Origin of the sequence: Micromonospora maritima (assembly GCF_902825405.1) — a bacterium.
Taxonomy (GTDB): domain Bacteria; phylum Actinomycetota; class Actinomycetes; order Mycobacteriales; family Micromonosporaceae; genus Micromonospora; species Micromonospora maritima.
The window spans coordinates 1-18,324 of the sequence record NZ_CADEAU010000054.1; the positions used below are offsets into that span (position 1 = coordinate 1).

Annotated in this window: 32 protein-coding genes and 1 pseudogene; 19 read left to right on the forward strand and 14 right to left on the reverse strand. The window is 72.9% G+C overall.

Features of this window, described 5'->3' with window-relative positions; genetic code table 11:
• Window positions 1-135: 135 nt before the first annotated feature.
• Complete coding sequence (locus HUW36_RS08475) at window positions 136-1,518, forward strand: recombinase family protein (RefSeq protein ID WP_174527615.1); 1,383 nt, start codon at window positions 136-138, stop codon at window positions 1,516-1,518.
• Window positions 1,519-1,663: 145 nt separating this feature from the next.
• Here the strand turns inward: HUW36_RS08475 and HUW36_RS08480 are convergent, their stop codons facing one another.
• Window positions 1,664-2,104 carry a helix-turn-helix domain-containing protein gene (locus HUW36_RS08480; RefSeq protein ID WP_174527616.1) on the reverse strand — a complete coding sequence of 147 codons (441 nt, stop codon included), beginning with the start codon at window positions 2,102-2,104 and terminating at the stop codon, window positions 1,664-1,666.
• Between the two features lie 108 nt (window positions 2,105-2,212).
• On the opposite strand from HUW36_RS08480, the gene HUW36_RS08485 reads away from it, so the two are divergent.
• The 17 genes from HUW36_RS08485 (at window position 2,213) to HUW36_RS08570 (ending at window position 11,391) form a co-directional block, all read left to right on the forward strand.
• On the forward strand, window positions 2,213-2,452 hold the full coding sequence (locus HUW36_RS08485; protein WP_174527617.1) for a helix-turn-helix transcriptional regulator: 240 nt from the start codon (window positions 2,213-2,215) through the stop codon (window positions 2,450-2,452).
• Window positions 2,442-2,591 carry a hypothetical protein gene (locus HUW36_RS08490; RefSeq protein WP_174527618.1) on the forward strand — a complete coding sequence of 50 codons (150 nt, stop codon included), beginning with the start codon at window positions 2,442-2,444 and terminating at the stop codon, window positions 2,589-2,591. Before HUW36_RS08485 ends, HUW36_RS08490 begins: the two co-directional genes overlap by 11 nt.
• A 2-nt stretch (window positions 2,592-2,593) precedes the next feature.
• The gene (locus HUW36_RS08495; RefSeq protein WP_174527619.1) at window positions 2,594-5,218 is read left to right on the forward strand and encodes a phage/plasmid primase, P4 family; all 2,625 of its coding nucleotides are present in this window, start codon (window positions 2,594-2,596) and stop codon (window positions 5,216-5,218) included.
• On the forward strand, window positions 5,215-5,685 hold the full coding sequence (locus tag HUW36_RS08500) for a hypothetical protein (protein ID WP_174527620.1): 471 nt from the start codon (window positions 5,215-5,217) through the stop codon (window positions 5,683-5,685). Before HUW36_RS08495 ends, HUW36_RS08500 begins: the two co-directional genes overlap by 4 nt.
• Window positions 5,682-6,017, forward strand: a complete 336-nt coding sequence (locus HUW36_RS08505) for a hypothetical protein (RefSeq protein WP_174527621.1) — start codon at window positions 5,682-5,684, stop codon at window positions 6,015-6,017. Before HUW36_RS08500 ends, HUW36_RS08505 begins: the two co-directional genes overlap by 4 nt.
• Window positions 6,014-6,652 (forward strand): hypothetical protein, encoded by a 639-nt coding sequence (locus tag HUW36_RS08510; protein ID WP_174527622.1) that lies wholly within the window; start codon window positions 6,014-6,016, stop codon window positions 6,650-6,652. The genes HUW36_RS08505 and HUW36_RS08510 overlap by 4 nt, the downstream gene beginning before the upstream one ends.
• 208 nt (window positions 6,653-6,860) lie before the next feature.
• Complete coding sequence (locus HUW36_RS08515) at window positions 6,861-7,136, forward strand: hypothetical protein (RefSeq protein ID WP_174527623.1); 276 nt, start codon at window positions 6,861-6,863, stop codon at window positions 7,134-7,136.
• Window positions 7,137-7,478 carry a hypothetical protein gene (locus tag HUW36_RS08520; RefSeq protein WP_174527624.1) on the forward strand — a complete coding sequence of 114 codons (342 nt, stop codon included), beginning with the start codon at window positions 7,137-7,139 and terminating at the stop codon, window positions 7,476-7,478.
• Window positions 7,457-7,681, forward strand: a complete 225-nt coding sequence (locus HUW36_RS08525; protein WP_174527625.1) for a hypothetical protein — start codon at window positions 7,457-7,459, stop codon at window positions 7,679-7,681. Before HUW36_RS08520 ends, HUW36_RS08525 begins: the two co-directional genes overlap by 22 nt.
• A complete protein-coding gene (locus HUW36_RS08530; protein WP_174527626.1) occupies window positions 7,675-8,133 on the forward strand; it encodes a helix-turn-helix domain-containing protein in 459 nt (152 codons plus the stop codon). Before HUW36_RS08525 ends, HUW36_RS08530 begins: the two co-directional genes overlap by 7 nt.
• Complete coding sequence (locus tag HUW36_RS08535) at window positions 8,130-8,600, forward strand: hypothetical protein (protein ID WP_174527627.1); 471 nt, start codon at window positions 8,130-8,132, stop codon at window positions 8,598-8,600. Before HUW36_RS08530 ends, HUW36_RS08535 begins: the two co-directional genes overlap by 4 nt.
• Window positions 8,597-8,899, forward strand: a complete 303-nt coding sequence (locus tag HUW36_RS08540) for a hypothetical protein (protein WP_174527628.1) — start codon at window positions 8,597-8,599, stop codon at window positions 8,897-8,899. Before HUW36_RS08535 ends, HUW36_RS08540 begins: the two co-directional genes overlap by 4 nt.
• Before the next feature lie 234 nt (window positions 8,900-9,133).
• Window positions 9,134-9,520, forward strand: coding sequence for a hypothetical protein (locus HUW36_RS08545; protein WP_174527629.1), 387 nt, complete (start codon window positions 9,134-9,136; stop codon window positions 9,518-9,520).
• A 14-nt stretch (window positions 9,521-9,534) separates the two neighbouring features.
• The gene (locus HUW36_RS08550) at window positions 9,535-9,810 is read left to right on the forward strand and encodes a hypothetical protein (protein ID WP_174527630.1); all 276 of its coding nucleotides are present in this window, start codon (window positions 9,535-9,537) and stop codon (window positions 9,808-9,810) included.
• Window positions 9,795-10,655, forward strand: a complete 861-nt coding sequence (locus HUW36_RS34060) for an NUDIX domain-containing protein (RefSeq protein ID WP_217428787.1) — start codon at window positions 9,795-9,797, stop codon at window positions 10,653-10,655. The genes HUW36_RS08550 and HUW36_RS34060 overlap by 16 nt, the downstream gene beginning before the upstream one ends.
• Window positions 10,652-11,182, forward strand: a complete 531-nt coding sequence (locus tag HUW36_RS08565; protein ID WP_174527631.1) for a hypothetical protein — start codon at window positions 10,652-10,654, stop codon at window positions 11,180-11,182. The genes HUW36_RS34060 and HUW36_RS08565 overlap by 4 nt, the downstream gene beginning before the upstream one ends.
• Before the next feature lie 26 nt (window positions 11,183-11,208).
• A complete protein-coding gene (locus HUW36_RS08570) occupies window positions 11,209-11,391 on the forward strand; it encodes a hypothetical protein (protein ID WP_174527632.1) in 183 nt (60 codons plus the stop codon).
• Window positions 11,392-11,534: 143 nt separating this feature from the next.
• Here HUW36_RS08570 and HUW36_RS08575 read toward each other — a convergent pair whose 3' ends face one another.
• The 13 genes from HUW36_RS08575 to HUW36_RS08635 all read right to left on the reverse strand — a co-directional run bounded on the left by HUW36_RS08575 (window position 11,535) and on the right by HUW36_RS08635 (window position 17,478).
• Window positions 11,535-11,783 carry a hypothetical protein gene (locus HUW36_RS08575; RefSeq protein WP_174527633.1) on the reverse strand — a complete coding sequence of 83 codons (249 nt, stop codon included), beginning with the start codon at window positions 11,781-11,783 and terminating at the stop codon, window positions 11,535-11,537.
• Window positions 11,784-11,926: 143 nt separating this feature from the next.
• A complete protein-coding gene (locus tag HUW36_RS08580; RefSeq protein ID WP_174527634.1) occupies window positions 11,927-13,945 on the reverse strand; it encodes an FtsK/SpoIIIE domain-containing protein in 2,019 nt (672 codons plus the stop codon).
• Window positions 13,946-13,947: 2 nt separating this feature from the next.
• Window positions 13,948-14,142, reverse strand: coding sequence for a hypothetical protein (locus HUW36_RS08585; RefSeq protein ID WP_174527635.1), 195 nt, complete (start codon window positions 14,140-14,142; stop codon window positions 13,948-13,950).
• Window positions 14,142-14,312, reverse strand: a complete 171-nt coding sequence (locus HUW36_RS08590; RefSeq protein WP_174527636.1) for a hypothetical protein — start codon at window positions 14,310-14,312, stop codon at window positions 14,142-14,144. Before HUW36_RS08590 ends, HUW36_RS08585 begins: the two co-directional genes overlap by 1 nt.
• Window positions 14,313-14,330: 18 nt before the next feature.
• Window positions 14,331-14,777 carry a DUF3307 domain-containing protein gene (locus tag HUW36_RS08595; RefSeq protein ID WP_174527637.1) on the reverse strand — a complete coding sequence of 149 codons (447 nt, stop codon included), beginning with the start codon at window positions 14,775-14,777 and terminating at the stop codon, window positions 14,331-14,333.
• Entirely contained in the window at window positions 14,774-14,923 is a 150-nt protein-coding gene (locus HUW36_RS08600; RefSeq protein ID WP_174527638.1) for an LPXTG cell wall anchor domain-containing protein, read from the reverse strand. Before HUW36_RS08600 ends, HUW36_RS08595 begins: the two co-directional genes overlap by 4 nt.
• A complete protein-coding gene (locus HUW36_RS08605; RefSeq protein WP_174527639.1) occupies window positions 14,920-15,096 on the reverse strand; it encodes a hypothetical protein in 177 nt (58 codons plus the stop codon). Before HUW36_RS08605 ends, HUW36_RS08600 begins: the two co-directional genes overlap by 4 nt.
• A complete protein-coding gene (locus HUW36_RS08610; RefSeq protein ID WP_425487226.1) occupies window positions 15,093-15,848 on the reverse strand; it encodes an ABC transporter permease in 756 nt (251 codons plus the stop codon). The genes HUW36_RS08605 and HUW36_RS08610 overlap by 4 nt, the downstream gene beginning before the upstream one ends.
• A gap of 422 nt (window positions 15,849-16,270) precedes the next feature.
• Window positions 16,271-16,393 carry a hypothetical protein gene (locus tag HUW36_RS34850; RefSeq protein ID WP_281357501.1) on the reverse strand — a complete coding sequence of 41 codons (123 nt, stop codon included), beginning with the start codon at window positions 16,391-16,393 and terminating at the stop codon, window positions 16,271-16,273.
• Window positions 16,390-16,572, reverse strand: coding sequence for a hypothetical protein (locus HUW36_RS08620; protein ID WP_174527640.1), 183 nt, complete (start codon window positions 16,570-16,572; stop codon window positions 16,390-16,392). Before HUW36_RS08620 ends, HUW36_RS34850 begins: the two co-directional genes overlap by 4 nt.
• The gene (locus tag HUW36_RS08625; protein WP_174527641.1) at window positions 16,572-16,820 is read right to left on the reverse strand and encodes a hypothetical protein; all 249 of its coding nucleotides are present in this window, start codon (window positions 16,818-16,820) and stop codon (window positions 16,572-16,574) included. The genes HUW36_RS08620 and HUW36_RS08625 overlap by 1 nt, the downstream gene beginning before the upstream one ends.
• Window positions 16,817-16,975 carry a hypothetical protein gene (locus HUW36_RS08630; protein WP_174527642.1) on the reverse strand — a complete coding sequence of 53 codons (159 nt, stop codon included), beginning with the start codon at window positions 16,973-16,975 and terminating at the stop codon, window positions 16,817-16,819. The genes HUW36_RS08625 and HUW36_RS08630 overlap by 4 nt, the downstream gene beginning before the upstream one ends.
• A complete protein-coding gene (locus tag HUW36_RS08635; RefSeq protein ID WP_174527643.1) occupies window positions 16,975-17,478 on the reverse strand; it encodes a DUF6907 domain-containing protein in 504 nt (167 codons plus the stop codon). Before HUW36_RS08635 ends, HUW36_RS08630 begins: the two co-directional genes overlap by 1 nt.
• A 22-nt stretch (window positions 17,479-17,500) precedes the next feature.
• On the opposite strand from HUW36_RS08635, the pseudogene HUW36_RS08640 reads away from it, so the two are divergent.
• Window positions 17,501-18,324 (forward strand): annotated as a pseudogene (locus HUW36_RS08640) (ComEC/Rec2 family competence protein); the annotation flags it as partial.

An 18,324-nucleotide genomic window follows, 5' to 3' on the forward strand; every position in this document is an offset into this window, starting at 1 on the left:
GAAGATGGTCATGTGACCAGCCCTTCTAGGGAGGGAGGCAGTGAGGCTTCGCGCTGGAGTCGCTCACCCTCACATCTGTGTTTGCCAGACAACCACAGGTGCGATTGCCGTGTCAACAGTGTAGTGTGCCGAGCCATGAGGGCCGCCATCTATACCCGAGTCAGCTCCGACCCGCGAGAAACCGGCAGGTCGGTGGAGGAGCAGGAAGCCGAGTGCCGCCAGGTCTGCGAGCGTCAGGGCTGGACCGTCGCCCGCGTGTTCTGCGACAACGACCGCGGCGCCAGCAGGCACAGCAAGCGTGCTCGGCCCAAGTACCAGGCTCTCCGTGAGTTCCTGGTCGAGGGTGGCGCTGACGTCCTGGTGCTGTGGGAGGGATCGCGGGCGCAGCGCGACCTCGCCGACTACCTCAGCCTGCGGGACCTCTGCGCCGGCCAGGGCATCCTCTACTCGTACTCGGGCCGCACGTACGACCTCAGCCGCACCGACGACCGGTTCAATACGGCCCTCGACGCCCTGCTGGCCGAGCGCGAAGCCGACGTCACCCGCGACCGGATCCTGCGTGCCGTCCGAGCCAACGCCGCCGCTGGCCGACCGCACGGGAAGCTGCTCTACGGCTACAGCCGCGAGTACGACGAGCGGGGCGCGTTCGTCCGGCAGGTCATCAACGAGGACCAGGCCGCCGTCATCCGTGAAGCCGCTCGTCGAGTGGCAGCCGGCGAGCCGTGCCGGGCAATCGCGCTGGACTTCAACGCCCGAGGGATCGCCGCACCTCGCGGCGGATCGTGGGACCTCACACAGGTGCGCCGCGTGGTCATCAACCCCGCCTACGTCGGGCAGCGCGTCCACCGTGGCGTCGTAGTGGGGGAGGGCCAGTGGCCGGCGATCCTAACCGAGGCGGACTACATCAACTGCAAGGTCCGCATGACGGACCCGCGCCGCAAGTCGGTGCGCGACACCACCGTCAAGCACTCGCTCTCCGGCGCCGCCCGGTGCGGCGTGTGCGGGTCCCGCATGCGGGTCCAGAAGAACCGGACCCACTTCGCCTACATCTGCATCAAGGGCTTCTGCGTCTCGGTGAAGACGACCAACCTTGAGGATTTCGTCGACGCCGTGATCGTGGAACGGCTCTCCCGTCCAGACGTCATCAAGGTGCTTGCGGCTCCCGCCCAGGACGACGACGCCCGCGCAGCTCAGGCCGAGGCCGAGGAGCTGCGCGGGCGTCTGGATGAGTTCTACGCCGCATCGGCGGCCGGCGAGATCAGCCCAGCCGGGCTGGCGAAGATCGAGGCCCGGTTGCTCGGGGAGATCGAGGCTGCGGAGCGACGCGCCTATGCGGCCCAGATCCCGCAGATCCTCAAGGAGGTTGCCCGCCCTGACATCGGCGACGTGTGGCCCGGCCTACCGGTCGCGCTACGGCGAGAAGTGATCGACCTGCTCATGGTCGTGAAGGTCCACCCGACCGGACGTGGTCAACGGATCTTCCGGCCCGAGCGCGTCGAGATCGAGTGGAAGCACTGACCCAAAACTGAATGCGCCCCCGGCGAGGCGATTCCAGCGCCTGCCGGGGACGACTTGATCCGCTCCACCTCCCTAGAAGGCGAGCAGACCCATGGCCGATCTTAGGCTGCCCTGCGCCCGTCGGCGCGACCCCGTCACGTACGCCTCAAGCACCCTCGCGCGGAGCCTGGGCGGCGACGGTGTTCATCATCCCGCGCCGGACCCCGTCCAGATTCGCGAGCCGCTCGCGGACGTCCGCCAGCTCTGCCTCCAGCTCGACCTGTCGCTGGTGCAGCTCCTGACTGTTCTTGTTGACCAGTTCGAGGCTCGCCATGAGCTGCTCGAACTCCTCGTCGGTGAGCTGCGGCGCCGCGAAGTAGCTACCCAACTCCAGGTTGAGAACGCGCGCCAAGGCGGTCACCTCGTTGAAGCGGATCGTTCGGTCGCCGCGCTCCAGACGTGCGATCGCCGTCTGGTGCAGCTCCAGCCCGATCTCCTCCCGCAGCCGGCGTGCCAGCGCTTCCTGGCTCCAGCCGCGCGCCTCGCGCGCCTCCCGCACCTGGCCACCGAACGTCTGCTCAGGCGTCAACCTGTTCGTATGCGTCATGCGCATGATGCTAGATGCGTTTGGAGCTTGACGGCAAGAACCAGCCATGATCTCCTACATGCGGAATCCGCATCACCTCTCGATGCGGAATGCGCATGGGGGGAAACCATGACGTTGCGATCCATCGGGGAAGCGGCCCGCGCCGCCGCGCTCGACGAGTACCTGACCACCGAAGAGGTGGCGCGCGTGACCCGCACCTCGCCGAGCACCGTTCGGTACTGGCGGCACATCGGCAAGGGCCCGCGGGGCGTCAAGCGCGGGCGGCGGGTCCTCTACCCCGCCTCCGCCGTGGCGGCCTGGCTCGCCGACAGTGGCGACGAGCAGGGGGTGCCCACCGATGCAGCCTGAGCACCCGCACGCCGAGTACATCCGGCGGCTCGTCGACCAGGCCCCGCCGCTGAGCGAGGCCCAGCGGTCCCGGCTGGCCACGATCCTGCGGCCCGTCGCCACCAAGGCGGTACCCGCTCCACGACGGGAGGCGGCATAGGCATGACCACCATGCAGAACGCCCGCCCCCGGGGTGACGGCCGGGAAGCGGGCGGCGAGCAGGTCGGGCGGACCTACGAGGATATTACGACGCTCGACGCCGCCTTGGCGATGGTCGACCGCGGCTGCTACGTCTTCCCCGTCGACCACCCCGACCTCCCAAAGTGCGCCGGGGTCCGGACGCCGGAACATGACCCCGACAGCTGCACCAAGCGAGGCAAGCACCCGGCGGTCAAGTCGTGGTCGATGGAGGCCACCGCGAAGATCCCCGACGTCGCCGCACACTTCGCCGGGGTGACCAGGAACTACGGGATCGACTGCCGGGCGTCCCGGCTGCTCGTCATCGACGAAGACGAGCCCGGCGCGTTCCAGCGGTACGCCGACAAGCACGGCCACAGCATCCCGCGCACCTTCACCGTCACCACCGGCCGCACCGGTGGCGGCCGGCACCTGTACTTCCGCGTGCCGCTGGACAGCCCGTTCACCACCGCAACCGGTGACCTGCCGAAGGGCATCGACGTGCGGGGGCGCAAGGGGTACGTCGTGGGCCCGGGCAGCGTGCACGAGACCGGCGCCGTCTACGCCCCGGAGGACTGGGATGCGCCCTTCGCCGACCTGCCCGACTGGCTCGCCGATGCCCTGACCGTGAAGGCGGCGGTGCCGCTGTCCGCCGCGGTGGCGGAACCACTGGACGGCCCACTGCCCCGGCGGATCGCTGACCTGATCGACGGCGATCCCGGCGACCGGTCCGAGCGGTTCCACCGCATCGTGCGGGAACTGGCCGAGGCCGGGCTCACCCAGGGCCAGGCCGTCACCGTCATGACCCCCTGGTGCGCGCGCCACGGGAAGTACGTCGGCCGCGTCGAGGCCGAGGTGGCCCGGTCGTGGGGCAAGCCCGGCCGGAAGTCCGCCGTCCCCGCCCAGCGTCAGCCGGCCGACGACGACCTCTCCGACGCCCGGATGGCCGAGACGGTCAGCGCGAACGTACTCGGTAGCCGGTTCTGCTGGACGGCCGCGCTTGGCTGGCTGGAATGGGACGGCCAGGTGTGGACGCGCAGCAATGAAGCGGCCGTCGTCGAGGTGGTCCGCCAGTACGTGCTCGACCTGTTCACCAGCGAAGTGCAGACCGGAGCCAGCGGCGAGCGCCGCCGCGGACTGTCCGCGCTGCTCGGCCGTGGCCGCATCGGGGCCATCGCATCCCTGGCGCGCGGCATCCTGCTCCAGGACGCCGCGCACTTCGACCAGCAGCCCGACCTGCTCAACACCCCCTCCGGCGTGGTCAACCTGCGCACCAAGGAACTACTGCCGCACGACCCGGCGCTGCTGCTCACCAAGATGACCGCCGTCGCCTACCGGCCCGGCGCCGTGCACGACGACTGGACGACCGCCCTGCAAGCCATCCCCTCCGACGTGCGGGACTGGTACCAGGTCCGGCTCGGTCAAGCCGTCACGGGCCACATGACGCCCGACGACGTGCTCGTGGTCAACCAGGGCGGCGGGGAGAACGGCAAGACGACCGTACTCGGCACCGCGGGCAAGGTGCTCGGCAGCTACTACGTGCTCGTATCCGACCGGGTGCTGCTCGCCGACGCCGGCGCGCACCCGACCGAGCTGATGGAGCTGCGCGGCGCCCGGCTGGCGCTGATCGAGGAGACTCCCGAGGCCCGCCGACTGTCCGTCGGCCGGCTCAAGAAGGTGGTCGGCACGCCGGAGATCGAGGCCCGGTACATCCGTCAGGACTCGGTCACCTTCAGGGCCACACACAGCCTGTTCCTCTCCACCAACTACCGCCCGCTCGTGGAAGAGACCGACCACGGGACCTGGCGGCGGCTGGCGCTCGTGCAGTTCCCGTACCGCTTCGTCAAGCGAGAGAGCGAGCTCACCGGGCCCGATGACCGGCTCGGCGACCCGACCCTGCGCGAGCGCCTGGCGGCGAGCGAGCAGGCGCGTGAGGCCGCCCTCGCGTGGATGGTCGAGGGCGCGCACCGCTGGTACCGGGACGGTCGGGTCATGCCCGAGTTGCCGCAGCGGGTCGTCGAGGCGACCCGGGCATGGCGGGCCGAGTCCGACCTCGTGCTGGCCTACCTCGACGAGCGCCTGACGCCGGCACAAGACCACCACGTGATCTCCACCGAGTTGCTCGCCGACTTCACCGACTGGCTCACCGCGCACGGGAACCGCGCGTGGTCCGACAAGGTGTTCAGCAGCCGCTTCGGCGAGCACGACGAGGTGAAGAAGCACCACATCGAGAAGCGCCAGATCACCCACCGGGAGGGGCTGTCCCGTCGGCCGCTACCGGCCGGCTTCGTGCGGCCGGACGGCGTGCCGAACAGGTACATGGCCTGGCTCGGGGTGCGATTCGCCACCGACAACGACAAGGCGCCTGAGCAGGCGCAACCCACCGCCGACTCGTCCGCTGCAAGGCATGCAAGGCAAGTTCCGGTGAACGGAGAACGCTATACGCGCGGGAGTTCACCAGATTCTGCCTTGCATGCCTTGCAGGATCGGCCGGCGTCGATCGGCGGGGTGCCCCCTCTGTGGCCCAACATCGCCGACGTCTGCCCCGCCTGCGGGTGGGGCTTCGAGACCAACCAGCACGCCACCAACTGCGAGGGAGTCGCAGCATGATCCTCGACGACCTGCTCACCGACGACGCCCCCGGCGTCGCCAAGCTCACCGACCCCGACGCCGGCCAGATGCCGCCGTGCCCCTGCTACGGATGCGCCAAGCGGGTGCCCGGCGCCATGCCCGGCTGGCACCTGCGCAAGGGCCCGGCGCCGCTGCTCGGTGCCCGGCAACGCGCCGCCCAGCTCGGCCCGCCCGACGTGCGGCGGTGGGAGTTTCTGGAGCACGGCGACCATGGCGACGGTCGTGAGCTGCTGATCCCGACGTGGGTTGACCACCCGTACCGGTTGCGGCTGCGCGACGGCCGGTGGCGGTACGTCGCCGAACCGTACGAGCTGGATGCTGCCGCCGCCGCGGATCTCGCTCACCTGGCCGCCAACGGCTACGAGGTGACCGTCACCGCCTGGCAGGCCCGCCACTACCCGGGCCACACCCTTGCCGTTTCGATCACCCCGGAGGCCACCCGATGAACCTCACCCCGTACGAGCAGCTCACCCCCGACACCATCGCGCGCAGCGATCAAGGGCTGGCCCGGATCGCCGAGCGGGCGAAGACGCTCGGCAAGCTCACCGCCGTACCGATCTACCCCACCCCCGGCGACGTGTGCGCCTACACCGACTGTGCCGACCCGGCCGCGGTCGTCGTGGCCGCCCTCTACGGCCGACCCGACCGCGCCGACGTTCCCGTCTGCGCGGCGCACTGGGACGGCGGCTCGGCGCTGGAGCCGATCCTGTGGAAGGTCATCGAGGTTCGCGGACTCCCCACCGAACCGGGCATCAACTACATCGAGGTGCTGCCGTGACCCCCACCCTGGCGCTGGAGCAGCTCATGCTCCACCCGCAGTACGACCGACTCATCGACGCGCTGCGGCAGGTCGCCCCGGTGCACGTCGTCGACCAGGCCGACGCCGCCGCCGCCGACGCGCTGCGGCTCGTGACCACCATCGGCACCGACGCACTCGGCACCGACGTGACCACTCCCACCACCGCCGGCGGCACCCCCGGATGGCTGCGCCTCGGCCTCCTCGACGCCCTGACCGCGTGGGTGGACGGACGCGCGTCGACCTGCCGACACAACCCGCACCCGGCCCGGCCGACGCCGGTGGTCGCCGCAGCATGGCGGCCCGCCCTCGTGGCCTGCCCGGCGTGTGCGCACCTGGTCGCCCTGCCGCGCGGCAGCGAACGGGACCGCACGTGCGACGCCTGCGGCAGGGTCTGCGCCGGCCCGGAGCACGGAGACGGGATCTGGCCCGGGATGCTCCAGCTCGGCCCGCTCGTCTACCAGTACGGCACGTGCACCGGCTGCCGACCGGCGATCACCCCCGATCCCGGCCCGCTGAGGCGGCCGGAGACGGCCGAACAGGACCACCCGAGGGGTGCGGGAAGGGTCCGGCCGCGCGGCCACCGTGGACGGCAGCGCGGGAAGGGCGGTCGGTGATGAGTCGGTGCCTACCCAGCGTCAGGGGGTACGGGGGTCGCCGGGGGGAGAGCGCCTCGACTGCCCCGGTGGTCCGACCGGCCCCCTGCCAGATTTTCTCGGGCTCACTCACTGTGACGCCAGAAAATCCAGCCCCTCGCCCGGCCGGATCCCCGCGCCACGCTTCTCGCGATCTGTACGGTTCCCACACTCGCGGCCGGGTGCTCCGGTGAGCGCCGCCACGTCGCCGGCGCCCGGCCCAGCCACCACGCCGACGCTCCAGCTCGCCCGGCACGTCGTGTACGCCGCCGTGTCCGGCTCGACCCCCGAGCAGGGCCACCGGGCCGCCCGCGCCGAACTGGCGCAGCTCACCGTCGACGAGCTGCTCGACGTCGCCGCGACCCTCGCCGCGCTGCTCGGTCGCCCTGGCGAGGTCCAGCTCACCTGGGACGAGTGGGTCGAGGTGGCTGAGCAGATCCTCCTACCCCCGACCGAGGAGCCCTGAGTGGACGCCTACGCCCTCAACCCCCTGGTCGACGAGGCCCGCCGCACCCAACGCGAGGCCGCCGCCCGCGCCGAGCAGACCGGCCCGCCGCCGACCCTGTTCGCCCGCGGTGACCTACCCGCCTACACGCTCTCGGGTGTCGACCCCGGCCGGCTGCTGGAGGTGCCGTGGCCCGCCCGCCACGCGGTCGCCACCACCCGGGATCGGGCCGAGGCAGAGCGGCTGCTCGCCGAGTACGCCGACGACCCCGATGGCATGGGCGCGTCGTACGACTTCGCCGACCTGGCCGCCAACCAGCTCTACGAGCGGCAGGTGGCCCGATGGTTGGACGGTGGCCGGTGACCGGCCCGGATCCCGGCCTGGTGGCCCGCATCGACGCCCTGCTCGACGACGGGCACAGCATCGGACAGGCCATGCGCGCTGCTCCATGCACCGAGGCTGACGTGCGTCGCGTCAAGGCGCTGCGCGACCAGCGGGCCGCACCGCCGCCTCGGGTGCTCGATGCGGCAGCCGAGTACGTCGCGTACTGGGCGCGCCGATGGTGAGCGCGGCCGGGGGACCGCCGGCGGTCGTCGAGTCGTACGTGCTGCGCCTGGGCGGGGGCAAGGTGCTGCTGTCCTCGCCGCAGGCGTGCCTTGACGTGCTGCGGGCGTTGCAGGCCGCCGTCGCCGCCGCCCACCGCACCGGGCTGCGCCCACCGCCCCGAGTGGTCGGGCTCATCGCCACGCTTGAAGCGGAGCTAGCCGACTACCGGGCAGCGGCTTCCACCAGCGGAAACGCGGAACTTCCGCGCGACCTGAACGTGCCAAGGTCGGTGCAGCCAACCGAACCGGCGGACACGAAGGAGGCGGCCCGGATGCTCGGCGTCACAGACCGCCAGGTCCGCAACCTCGGCGACCGGCTCGACGGCCGCAAGGTCGGGCGAACGTGGGTGTTCGACCGCGACCTGGTCGCCGCCGAGGCCGCCCGCCGCCAACGCGAAGGAGCAGCATCATGAGCGACCTCCACTCCCTCGGCTGGGACGACGACGCCCCCGCCACCCCTCAGACCGCCAGCGGGCCGGTCGGCCCGTACACCGCAACCGGCGAACTGCCCGCGTTCACCGCCTCCGGCATCGACCCCAAGGTGCTGCTGCGCTCGCCCGCCCCGGTACGCCCAGCCATCGCCGCCGCGCCCACCACCGCCGAGGCGTACGCCATCGCGCAGCGCTACGCCGGCATGAGCGACGCCGACGCCGCCCGCGCCCTGGCCACCGACATGAGCGTGCCCGCCGACCTGGCGCACACCTGGGCCAGCACCAACAACGTCGACCTCAACACCGCCGGCCGCGACTACCAACCTGACGTGTTCATCGCCCGCGGCCAGCAGGTCCGCGCCGCCGCCGAACGGCAGCACCGCGACCGGATGCAGGCCATCGCCAAGGCCAGCGGCGACGACTACTCGTACCGCCGGGGCGCGGCATGAGCACCCCGTGGGGCGCGGGTGAGCACCCCGCCGACTGGGCGTACCGCACCGGGCGGGTGACCGCGGAATCCCGCGAGCAGTGGCGCACCGAGTACGACGCCAACCCAACCGAGGCCGGGGCGTGGCTGGCCGAGCTGTTCCCCATCCTCGCCGACCCGACCCTGGCCAAGCTCCAGGCGACCGCGACCCGCCTCGACACCGAGGCCGAGAACGCCGAACTGGCGCACCTGTTCCCGCCCACCGACCGCACGCCGGCCGAGCTGGGCGAGCACGCCGGACTGTTCCCGCCGGCCGCGTAGCCGGGGCCGGGCCGATGGGCGTCAACGTCACCCGAGCAACCGCCGGTGAACTGCCGGTCGCATCGGGATCGAAGGTCGAAGAGGCGGCTTCTCCTTTCCCCGCCGGAGACACGGCCTGCGCCGCCCGGCCCGGCCAACCCCGAAAAAATCCAGCCCCAGCCCGTCATGACCCCCGCGCCAGTCGGGCTTTCCTCTCCCTGCCGTGCGCGCCCCTGATTTCGGGAGGTAGCCCCGATGACCAGTGATGCTGTTCCGGCCGCTCTGCGTGCCGCTGGGCGGGCTCTGTGGGTCAGCGTGACGGGCGAGTACGACCTGAGCCCGGGTGAGTTGTCGGTGCTGGAGCAGGCGTGCCGCACCGCCGACGAGCTGGACGACATGGCCGCCGCCCTTCAGGGTGAGCCGCCGCTCGTCGAGGGCTCGACCGGGCAGACGAAGGTCCACCCGTTGTACGGCGAGCTGCGCCAGCACCGCCGGGTGTTCGATGCGCTGATCACGTCGTTGGCGCTGCCGATGCCGGAGGAGTCGGCGGGCCGGCCCCGCTCGGCTCAGGCCCGGCGGGCGGCGAAGACCCGCCACGATCGGGACGCCCGGCGTGGGCTGCGCGCGGTCGGCGGCGCCTGATGGCCCGCCGTCGGGTGACCGCCCCGCCTGACGAGTTGCCGCCGTTCCTGCGGGTGTTCCGCCCCGCCGACTGGCCGGACCGTCCGGGCGGCGACGACGATCCGGCGCGGCCTTGGTACGAGTCGCCGGCGGCTTGGTGGTTGGCGCCGCTGGAGCACCGCGCCGGCGCCCGGTGGCTGGCGGCGTGGCTGGACTGGCACGACGGGCAGGACGTCGACCTGGTCGACGCGATGCGCGCCCGCCTCGCCGCCCGCCGGGCGTGGGATGTCGCCGAATGGGCGGCGAGGTGACCACCGGGTTGGTGATGCCGTCCGGGCCGGTGGTGCGCAACGGGACGGTCATGTGGGCGCCGCGACCTGAGCGCCTGGTCGACGAGGTGCACCCGAGCCTGTTCCTGGGCGGGGCGTGGGGGCGTCACGAGCTGGCCGGCCGCTATGACTGGCTGCTCGACTGCCGGTTCTTCGCCGACTCGTGGGAGACGCCGCCACACCTGGGGCAGCTCGTGTCCACCGCCGTGGCCGCTGTGCGCCGCGGCGAGCGGGTGCTGGTGCGGTGTCAGCTCGGGCTCAACCGCAGCGCGCTGATCGTGGCGCTGGTGCTGCGGGAGCTGACGGGCCGTCTCGGGTCGGTGGTGGTGCACGAGCTGCGGCAGCGCCGGTCACCGCATGTGCTGTGCAACCCGCGGTTCGCGGCGGTGGTGATGGGCGACACCGACGGGTGGACGTACTGCGCCGACCGGCACCAGCACTGGGGGGTGCTGGGCGGCGCCGGGCTGCTGCTCGCCGCCGGCGGTCGGGTGCTGGTGCAGCAGCGGGCCGGATGGACGGACCAGGGCGGCACCTGGGGCCTGCCGGGCGGTGCTCGGGGTGCTGGCGAGTCCCCTGCCGCCGCGGCGTTGCGGGAAGCCGCCGAGGAGACGGGCGCGGACCTGTCCGGGGTGGCCCTGCTCGGCGAACATGTCGACGAGTGCGCCGGCTGGCCGTACGTGACGACGGTCGCCCGCGCCACCGCGCCGCTGCCGGTGCGCAACGGCCTGGAGGGCGTGGCGCGGTGGGTGCCGGTCGACGAGCTGCCCGCACTGCCGCTGCATCCCGGGTTGCGGCGGGCGTTGCCGGCGCTGCGGGCCATGCTGTGAGGGCGTGGCGGCTGTTCGCGCTGGACACCACCCACACGCTGCTGCGGGCCCCGCAGGTCGGTAACCCGCTGGTGGCACGCCATCTGGCCCGGGCGCCGCAGCCGTGGACGTCGCGGGAGCTGCGCCCGGCGTGCCTGCTCGTCGACGGGCACGTGCCGCCGGTGCCGGAGTGCTTCTGCGGGGTGTACGCGGTGGCCGATCGCCGACTGCTGGAGCGGGTCGCCGCCGCCGGTTTCGAGCGGGTGATAGCCGAGGTGGACCTGACCGGGCCGGTGCTGCCCGACCCTACGGAGTGGACGACCGGCGTTCCGGGGCTGCGGGCGGCCGGCGGCACGCTGCTGTCGCTGGAGATCCAGCCGCCGCCGCAGGTTCCGGTGCCCGACTTCATTGCGGCCCGCCCGGATCTGCTCGCCGAGGTGCAGCGCCGGATCGGATCACGGTTCGCGTGGTGGACCGGCCGCGCCGGGCTGATCGAGCGCTTGCAAGCCCGCTACGAAGTGCCGGTGACGGCCGAGGGCTCCCCGTAGCGCGGCCCGCCGCTACTGTCGGCGGCGTGGATGTGCTGGCGATCCTGCTCGGCGTGCCGTGCCTGCTGTGGCTCTTCTTCGCGCTGGTGATAGTGGTGACGTCGAGGTCGCCGCTGGCCGAGCTGCGCCGGCGGCACCATCGGGCGATGTTCGTGCTGCGCGAGTCAGAGCGACGCCCGGACGACAACGACCGCCCGGGCCAGGAGTGACGAGAACGGCCCGCCAGGATCACCCCTGGCGGGCCGTTCGGTGTCTTCGGTCTACCCGGCAACCGTGCCGGCGAGCGCGGCGGCGAACATGACGGTGACGACCAGGACGACGAGCACCAGGGCGACGGTGCGGCGGTGGCGGTTCACCGGGCCACCCCCGCGTCGCGGTGCAGCCGGCGGGCCCGGTTCCACAGCCGCCGGCCGACACGCAGCCGCTTCCCGCTGGCCCGGCACCAGCGGCACGGGCGGGACAGCTTGCTCTTGCGCTTGCTGCGGTGGTGGCCGCGGCCGTCGCAGCACCAGCAGTCGCGGTAGGGCCGGATCGCGCACGAGAGCGCGTAGCCGGCGACGACGGCCAGCAGGATGCCGGTCGCGGTGATGGTGCCTCTCACGGGTGCCTCCTGGGGGCGGAAATCGGGGCTGCGGCGGGGTGCCGCGACCACGCGACCATCGGGGGTTTGCGCTGGTGACGGCTGGTCGCGGGGCTGGTCGCGGATCCGCGACCGTGGTGCGTCCCGCGACCAGCCGCCGTGACCTACTCGGCTTCGATCTCGCGGCGCTGCTGCGCGGCGTCGAGCGACGCCCGGCGGGCACCCTTGATGTTGCGCCGGCCGACCTTCACGTCCTGGCTGTCGACGCCGTAGCGGGCGAGGGACTCGCGGACCATGTCCGGGGTGATCCCGGCGTACATCTCCGGCCAGCCGGCGGCGAGGCGCTCGGCGAGCACCGCCCACGGCAGGCCGGACTCGCCGGGCTGGAGGACGGCGCGGGCGTCGGCGAGCATGTCCCGGGCCTCGACCCGCTCGACGTCCTCACCGACGACCTTGCCGCGCAGTTGGGCGGCGCGGGCGATGATCGCGGCGTTCTCCTTGTCGCTGGGGAAGAAGGACCGGACGCTGCCCGGCTTCTCGATGCCGGTCACCACGCCCCACCCGGCGTCGACCCGCGGCCGGTACACCGTGGCGGACAGGCCGCGCTTGTACGCGCCGGTGCCCAGGATCATGTCGTTCTCGACCTGCCCGCCGACGGACAGGCACCAGCGGACGGTGACGCAGCGGGTGATGTTCGGCGGGACGCTGTCCCGGTCGGCGATCTGCGTGGCCAGGGCCAGGAAGATGCCCAGCGCCCGGCCGCGCTTGGCGACCCGCTCGGCGGCCTCGGCGGCGTCCGGGTAGGCCAGGAACAGCTCGTGCACCTCGTCGAGCAGGATGAACACCGGGTGCAGCCCGCTACCCGGCTTGGCGGCCAGCTCCGGCGTGACCTTCCCGAGCGGGGCGTCGCCGCGCTCCCGGGCCCGCTTGATGCGCTGCCCGCGCCGCTCGCACTCGGCCAGCGCCCAGGTGAGGACGTCCCGGCCGGTCGACAGGGCCTCGTCGTCGACACCGCAGGCGTAGGTGGAGCACAGCGGCGCCATGTCGAGGAAGTCACCGGTGCCCTTGAACTCGGCGATCTTCATCTCAACGGTTGGGTCGAGCAGCGCGATGTCGGCCAGGTCGCGGGCCGCGTACGACTTGCCCGAGCCGGGCTGACCGCCGATGAGCACGTTGGACTCGAACAGGGTGATGTAGATGGGCCGCTGCCGGGCGTCGGTGCCGAACGGCTGCGGCTCGAAGAACGACGTGCGGGCGGTCGGCGAGGTGAGCGCCCACCGCGGCTGACCCATCTTGCTGGCCGGGTACCGGCCCACCCACAGGTCCACCTGCCCGGGGTGGTCGGGGCCGACCTCCGGCCACACCTGGTCGACGGGTAGACGCAGCGCGGCGGCGAGGTTGTCGCGCTTCTCCAGCACCGTGGTGGCCACGATCGCGCCGGGCAGGTTGAACCGGGCCAGCCAGCCCGGCCCGTCGGCGTGGACGCCGGGCGGGGGAAAGGTGAGCTGCCCCGGCTCCTTCACCCCGATGGACATGGCGACGATGGCCGCCCGGACCTGCTCGGCGGTCAGCTTGGTGAACGGGGCCTTGGTGACGGTGCGGTCCACGATCGGCTTGTCGACCGGCCGCCCGTGCCGCGCGGCGACCAGCACCAGGGCGACGGCCACGCAGTACCAGCCGACCGGCGGCATGCCGGCCAGCTCGACGGCGGCGAGCAGCAGCACCAGGGCGACGAGCGCAGCGCCGACGACCCACCAGCGGGCGGCGGACGACCGCTCCCGGCGCTTGTCGAGCTGCTGCCAGGTGTGCGGGTCGTTCTTGTTGGCGGCCTCCTGCCGCAGGTGGAAGTTCTCCCGGCCGCCGACCGCCCACCAGGTCACCGACCCGACCGCCCGGGCGGCACCTCGAGGCGCGTAGAGCGCCACCTTGGCGGCGTACTTCGGGGTGCGGGTGAGGTGGTACAGGGCGGTGTGCCCGCCGTAGCCGACCGACCAGCGGGCGAGGGCGCGACGGCCCTCCTGGTTGCGCAGCACCGCGGGCACGATCGGCCGGCGGCTGTCGGTGCGGGACACGACGTCGGCGAACGTGGCCCTGCGGTCGGGGGCGTCGGCGGGCCCGCCGACCTGGTCGGCCTCGATGACGTGCCGCTCTTCGTCGTACTCGTCGAACGGGATGACGGTCATGGTCAGTACCTCCCGGATGCCTGCTCGGCCAGGTTGGACACCCGCACCGCGGCGACGTCGAGCAGCTCGCGGCGGGACATGGTGGGTTCGTCGGTCAGTTCGCGCTCGATGAACGCGGCCAGGGCGTGAAGCCCACCGGCCACGGCCCCGAGCCGCGTCAGCAGCTCGGGGCACATCTGGCAGTCGTTGTCAGCCATCAGGCGCGGCACCGCCCCGCGTGGCCGCTGGTGGCGGACAGGGCTGGAGCGAGGCCGATTTTCTCCACGCTCCAGCCGCAGCCGGTGCAGATCCCCTCGAACTTGTTGCCGAGCTGGTAGACGTAGGCGCGCTTCCCGCCTGCGGTGGTGATGTCCTTCGACGTCTGCATTGCTGCTCCTTCCGGCGGTCAGGCCGCGATGATGAGGGCGGCGACGAACAGCCACCCGATGTGCCACGACTGGTCGAGGGCGTACGCGCCGGTCCCCAACGACGGGTTGTCGTCGTGGCCCGGGCGCGGGGCGCCGAGGGTGTAGAAGCGGCCGACGCCCGCCAGCTCGGCGAGCCAGCGCAGTGGGGTGCGCCGGTCGGCGATGTAGTGGCTGGCCAGGTTGATGGCCATGCCGGCGGCGAGCGTGGTCGGCGACAGGTGCAGGTCGGTGACCAGCGCGACCAGGGCGAGGGCCGCGAGCTGGGTGAGGCCGTACGTGCTGACGTGCTTCACGCAGGCCCACCGGCCGGACCATCCGGGCTTTCCCTTGTTGTCGGCCTGGTGCTGGGTCTGGAGCCAGTGGTCGGCGACCTGGTGACCGGCGTACAGGGCGACGAACACGGCGGCGAGGTCGGCGGTGCTCATCGGCGTACCTCCTGCCGCCGCCGGCGGACGTGGAAGGCGACACCGGCCGCGGCCGCGCCGAGCCCGGCGATGATGGCGGTGGTGGTGTGCCCGGTCAGGTTGGCCGCCACGGAGACGGCCGCGAGGATGGCGGCGAGGATGCTCATCGGGGGTCTCCCTTGCGGTTGGTGGGTCGGGTGCCGGTGAACGGGCGCTTCTCGTTCACGCCCCACGTGCGCCCGGCCTTCGCCGAGCCGGTGAAGCCGCCACGGCCGGCGGACTTGAACACGTCCGGGCTGGTCGACCAGGGCTTGCGGGTGCGCTTCGGCTCGTGGCTCATCGGGCGTCCTCCCGCACCAGGTGCGCCAGCGCGGCGCCCATGCCGAGCACCGCCACGGGCAGGCACGACACGAGGGTGGTGATCCACCACGGGGCCGACGTCCACCCGGCCGCGACGAGCAGGTGATAGGCGACCTGGCCGAGCGCCCCGACGACCAGCGAGCCGATCGCCGACCACTTGGCGAACCGGCGGGCCCGGTCCGGCACCCGGCCCGACAGCCACACGTAGAGGGCGTACGCGCCGTACGTCTCCACCCCGATCGGCAGGGTGATCGCGGTGTTCAGGCTCACCGAGTCGGCGATGCCGGGCAGCGGGTGCACGACGCCGAACCCGGTGAGTCCGCCGAGTCCGACCCACCCCGACCAGATGGCCACGAACGCGGGCAGCGCGAGCAGGATCACCGGCCAGGCGACCGCCCGTCCGCGCGGCTTGTCGGCCTCCGGCGTGCCCGGGTGACCGGGTGCCGTGACCTGCTCGACCGGCTCGACGGCCGGGGCCACCGTCGCGGAGGTCGGGTCCGCCTCGACGAGCGGCGCGGACTCGGGTACGACCGGGGCCGGCAGCGGGTCCGGGCCGATCGGCTCGGCGTACCGCCACGGCTCGGGCATCCGCTCGTCGGCCGGCGACAGGTCGGTCAGCGTCTCGCGGGCCAGCTCGCGCAGGAAGTCGGACGCGTCCGGATCCGTCGCCACCTCCCGTGCCGCCGCGACGACGTCGGCGTCCGTGCCGCCGCCGGTGCCGCCGCGGGCCAGGTTGTACTCCCGCGCGGCCTCGGTCGCCCGCCGACGGGCCACGTGGACCAGGCCGCGCAGGGCCTCCGCGCGCTGCTCGTCGATGCCGAACACCTGCGCCAGCACCGAGGCGGCCGGAACGTGCCCCCACCGCTGCGCCAGGTCGCCGGCGGCCCGCACCAGCTCCGCCGGGTCGCCGGCCGCACCTGCCTTCTCCTGCGCGGACCGCTCCTGCTCGATGGACTGGCGGATGACCTCGCTGGTCTTCTCCTCCCGCAGTAGGGCGAGCAGCTCGTCCGCCTTCGGGGCGCCGATGCGGAACTCGCGCATGAGCCGGTTTCGCGACGGGAGCACCTGACCATCGGGCAGATCCAGCTTCCGCGCGGCGGGCAGCAGCTCGTCGACGGGCTGCGGGTACTTCGTGCCGTTGATGGCGGGGGCGGTCATCGGGTCAGCTCCTTCGCGCAGTTCTGGACGTGCTCCGTCATGGCCTTCTTCAGCGCCTCGGCGGTGATGCCGTCAGGGATGACGAGCAGGCCGCACGCCTTGCAGGTCCAGAGGGTCATCGGGTCAGCTCCTTCGGGCGCTCGACGGCCGCGCGGGCGGCCTGCTGGGCGCGGATCTCACGGGCGGTCGCGTTGGCGTGGCTCTCGCTGCTGTGACGACCCAGCCAGAACGGCGTGAGCATCACGGCCGGACCACCCACCAGCACGGCGACCAGGGTCAAGGCGGCGGTGTCGGTCATCAGGACTCCCGAGCGGTCGGGTAGCGGAACACGAAGCCGCACGTGCGGCTCAGGTGAAGCGGGGCACCCGCCCGGTAGGCGGTCAGGCCCGCCGCGTGGATCGCGGCCGTGGCGCCCGGCTCGTGGCGGGCGCAGCAGTAGACGGAGGCGTCGAGCGAGCCGTGCAGAAGCCCACCAACCGCCGAGTACGCCTCGATGCGCACCTCGGCGAGCTGACCGCAGCCGGCCCACACCATGCGGCGGTTCACCGCGCGGCCCAGCTCGTCGAGACGCACATGCCGCCGGCGCCCACCTGGCCACCGGTGCACGGGTTGTCGTGGTGGTTCTGCATGAACGCGAGCCCGGCCAGGGCCGTGCACACCATCACGGTGCGCACGACCAGGCGGTTAATCCGGGCGGCCATCAGCGGTTGCCGCCGTCGACCAGGTCGGCGCCGGCGAGCAGCGCGGCGGCCAGGGCGCGGGCCTGCGCGGGCGTGCCCGTCCAGCCGCCCGTGTCCAGCGACCCGTGGTACTGGCCCTCGGCGCCCTCGGCCACGGTCATCACGAGGCGGGCGGGGTCAGCGGGCTCGCCGGCCTCGGTGCTCGACTCGATGTAGACGCTGACCGTCGCCGGGCGGGGGTGGAAGTGCTGCGGGTCCAGCGCGGTGATCTCGGCCAGGTTCCGCTCGTGCACCAGACCGATGGAGAAGCCGTCCTCCTCGGTGATCTGTCCCCGGTGGTCGTTGGAGCACCACGGCGGGCAGCCGGTGCGGATGGCCTGGGCGAGCTGGGCGACGCCGGACGGGTTGACGGCGGCGGCGCGGCCAGTCAGCTCGACGTCCCGGCGGATGGCGGCCAGGTCGGTGGTGTCGGCGTCGATGATGCGCGACGACGCGGGGACGGGTGCGGTGGCGAAGATGGTCATGTGACCAGCCCTTCTAGGGAGGGAGGCAGTGAGGCTTCGCGCTGGAATCGCTCACCCTCACATCTGTGTTTGCCAGACAACCACAGGGTCCAACGTGGCGATCGTCGTCGGCGCGGTGCTGCTGCTGGCCCGATGGGCGCGCGCCGGCCCGCGTACCGCTGCCGGGCTGTGCGTGCTCGCGCTCGTCGGCTTCGTCATCCTGGTACGGCCGTCACCGAGTGTGGTGCGGGCCGCGGCGATGGGCGCGATCGGGCTCGCCGCGTTGGCCGCCGGCCGGTCCCGGGCGGCGTTGCCCGCGCTGGCCGCCGCGATCGCCGCTCTGGTGCTGCTCGACCCGGAGCTGGCCGGCGACCCGGGCTTCGCGTTGTCGGTCTGCGCCACCGGCGGGCTGCTGCTGCTCGCCCCGGGCTGGCGGGACGCGTTGCGTCGCCGTGGCGTACCGGTGGGGCTGGCCGAGGCGCTGGCGGTGCCGGCGGCCGCGCAGCTCGCCTGCGGTCCGGTGATCGCCGGGATGTCCGCGACGGTCAGCCTGGTGGCGGTGCCGGCGAACCTGTTGGCGGTGCCGGCCGTCGCGCCGGCCACGGTGCTCGGTGTGCTCGCCGCGGTGCTGTCGCCGGTGTGGCCCGGCGGTGCCGAGTTCCTCGCCTGGGTGGCGAGTTGGCCGGCCCGCTGGTTGGTGGCCGTGGCGGCCCACGGGGCGGTGCTGCCGGCCGGGACCCTGCCGTGGGTCGGCGGGGTGGTCGGCGCCCTGCTGCTGGTGGCCGTGAGCGTGGCGCTGCTGCTCGCCACCCGCCGCCGTCGGGCCCGGCGCCTGGTCGCGGCCGTCGTGGTGGCGGTGGTGCTGGG

What these genes read in the sequence shown, in the direction of transcription:
- HUW36_RS08475 (WP_174527615.1), top strand. Translation starts at nt 136, where the DNA reads ATGAGGGCCGCCATCTATACCCGAGTCAGCTCCGACCCGCGAGAAACC.
- HUW36_RS08480 (WP_174527616.1), bottom strand. Translation starts at nt 2,104, where the DNA reads ATGACGCATACGAACAGGTTGACGCCTGAGCAGACGTTCGGTGGCCAG.
- HUW36_RS08485 (WP_174527617.1), top strand. Translation starts at nt 2,213, where the DNA reads ATGACGTTGCGATCCATCGGGGAAGCGGCCCGCGCCGCCGCGCTCGAC.
- HUW36_RS08490 (WP_174527618.1), top strand. Translation starts at nt 2,442, where the DNA reads ATGCAGCCTGAGCACCCGCACGCCGAGTACATCCGGCGGCTCGTCGAC.
- HUW36_RS08495 (WP_174527619.1), top strand. Translation starts at nt 2,594, where the DNA reads ATGACCACCATGCAGAACGCCCGCCCCCGGGGTGACGGCCGGGAAGCG.
- HUW36_RS08500 (WP_174527620.1), top strand. Translation starts at nt 5,215, where the DNA reads ATGATCCTCGACGACCTGCTCACCGACGACGCCCCCGGCGTCGCCAAG.
- HUW36_RS08505 (WP_174527621.1), top strand. Translation starts at nt 5,682, where the DNA reads ATGAACCTCACCCCGTACGAGCAGCTCACCCCCGACACCATCGCGCGC.
- HUW36_RS08525 (WP_174527625.1), top strand. Translation starts at nt 7,457, where the DNA reads ATGGTTGGACGGTGGCCGGTGACCGGCCCGGATCCCGGCCTGGTGGCC.
- HUW36_RS08530 (WP_174527626.1), top strand. Translation starts at nt 7,675, where the DNA reads ATGGTGAGCGCGGCCGGGGGACCGCCGGCGGTCGTCGAGTCGTACGTG.
- HUW36_RS08535 (WP_174527627.1), top strand. Translation starts at nt 8,130, where the DNA reads ATGAGCGACCTCCACTCCCTCGGCTGGGACGACGACGCCCCCGCCACC.
- HUW36_RS08540 (WP_174527628.1), top strand. Translation starts at nt 8,597, where the DNA reads ATGAGCACCCCGTGGGGCGCGGGTGAGCACCCCGCCGACTGGGCGTAC.
- HUW36_RS08545 (WP_174527629.1), top strand. Translation starts at nt 9,134, where the DNA reads ATGACCAGTGATGCTGTTCCGGCCGCTCTGCGTGCCGCTGGGCGGGCT.
- HUW36_RS34060 (WP_217428787.1), top strand. Translation starts at nt 9,795, where the DNA reads ATGGGCGGCGAGGTGACCACCGGGTTGGTGATGCCGTCCGGGCCGGTG.
- HUW36_RS08580 (WP_174527634.1), bottom strand. Translation starts at nt 13,945, where the DNA reads ATGACCGTCATCCCGTTCGACGAGTACGACGAAGAGCGGCACGTCATC.
- HUW36_RS08585 (WP_174527635.1), bottom strand. Translation starts at nt 14,142, where the DNA reads ATGGCTGACAACGACTGCCAGATGTGCCCCGAGCTGCTGACGCGGCTC.
- HUW36_RS08590 (WP_174527636.1), bottom strand. Translation starts at nt 14,312, where the DNA reads ATGCAGACGTCGAAGGACATCACCACCGCAGGCGGGAAGCGCGCCTAC.
- HUW36_RS08595 (WP_174527637.1), bottom strand. Translation starts at nt 14,777, where the DNA reads ATGAGCACCGCCGACCTCGCCGCCGTGTTCGTCGCCCTGTACGCCGGT.
- HUW36_RS08600 (WP_174527638.1), bottom strand. Translation starts at nt 14,923, where the DNA reads ATGAGCATCCTCGCCGCCATCCTCGCGGCCGTCTCCGTGGCGGCCAAC.
- HUW36_RS08605 (WP_174527639.1), bottom strand. Translation starts at nt 15,096, where the DNA reads ATGAGCCACGAGCCGAAGCGCACCCGCAAGCCCTGGTCGACCAGCCCG.
- HUW36_RS34850 (WP_281357501.1), bottom strand. Translation starts at nt 16,393, where the DNA reads ATGACCCTCTGGACCTGCAAGGCGTGCGGCCTGCTCGTCATCCCTGAC.
- HUW36_RS08620 (WP_174527640.1), bottom strand. Translation starts at nt 16,572, where the DNA reads ATGACCGACACCGCCGCCTTGACCCTGGTCGCCGTGCTGGTGGGTGGT.
- HUW36_RS08630 (WP_174527642.1), bottom strand. Translation starts at nt 16,975, where the DNA reads ATGGCCGCCCGGATTAACCGCCTGGTCGTGCGCACCGTGATGGTGTGC.
- HUW36_RS08635 (WP_174527643.1), bottom strand. Translation starts at nt 17,478, where the DNA reads ATGACCATCTTCGCCACCGCACCCGTCCCCGCGTCGTCGCGCATCATC.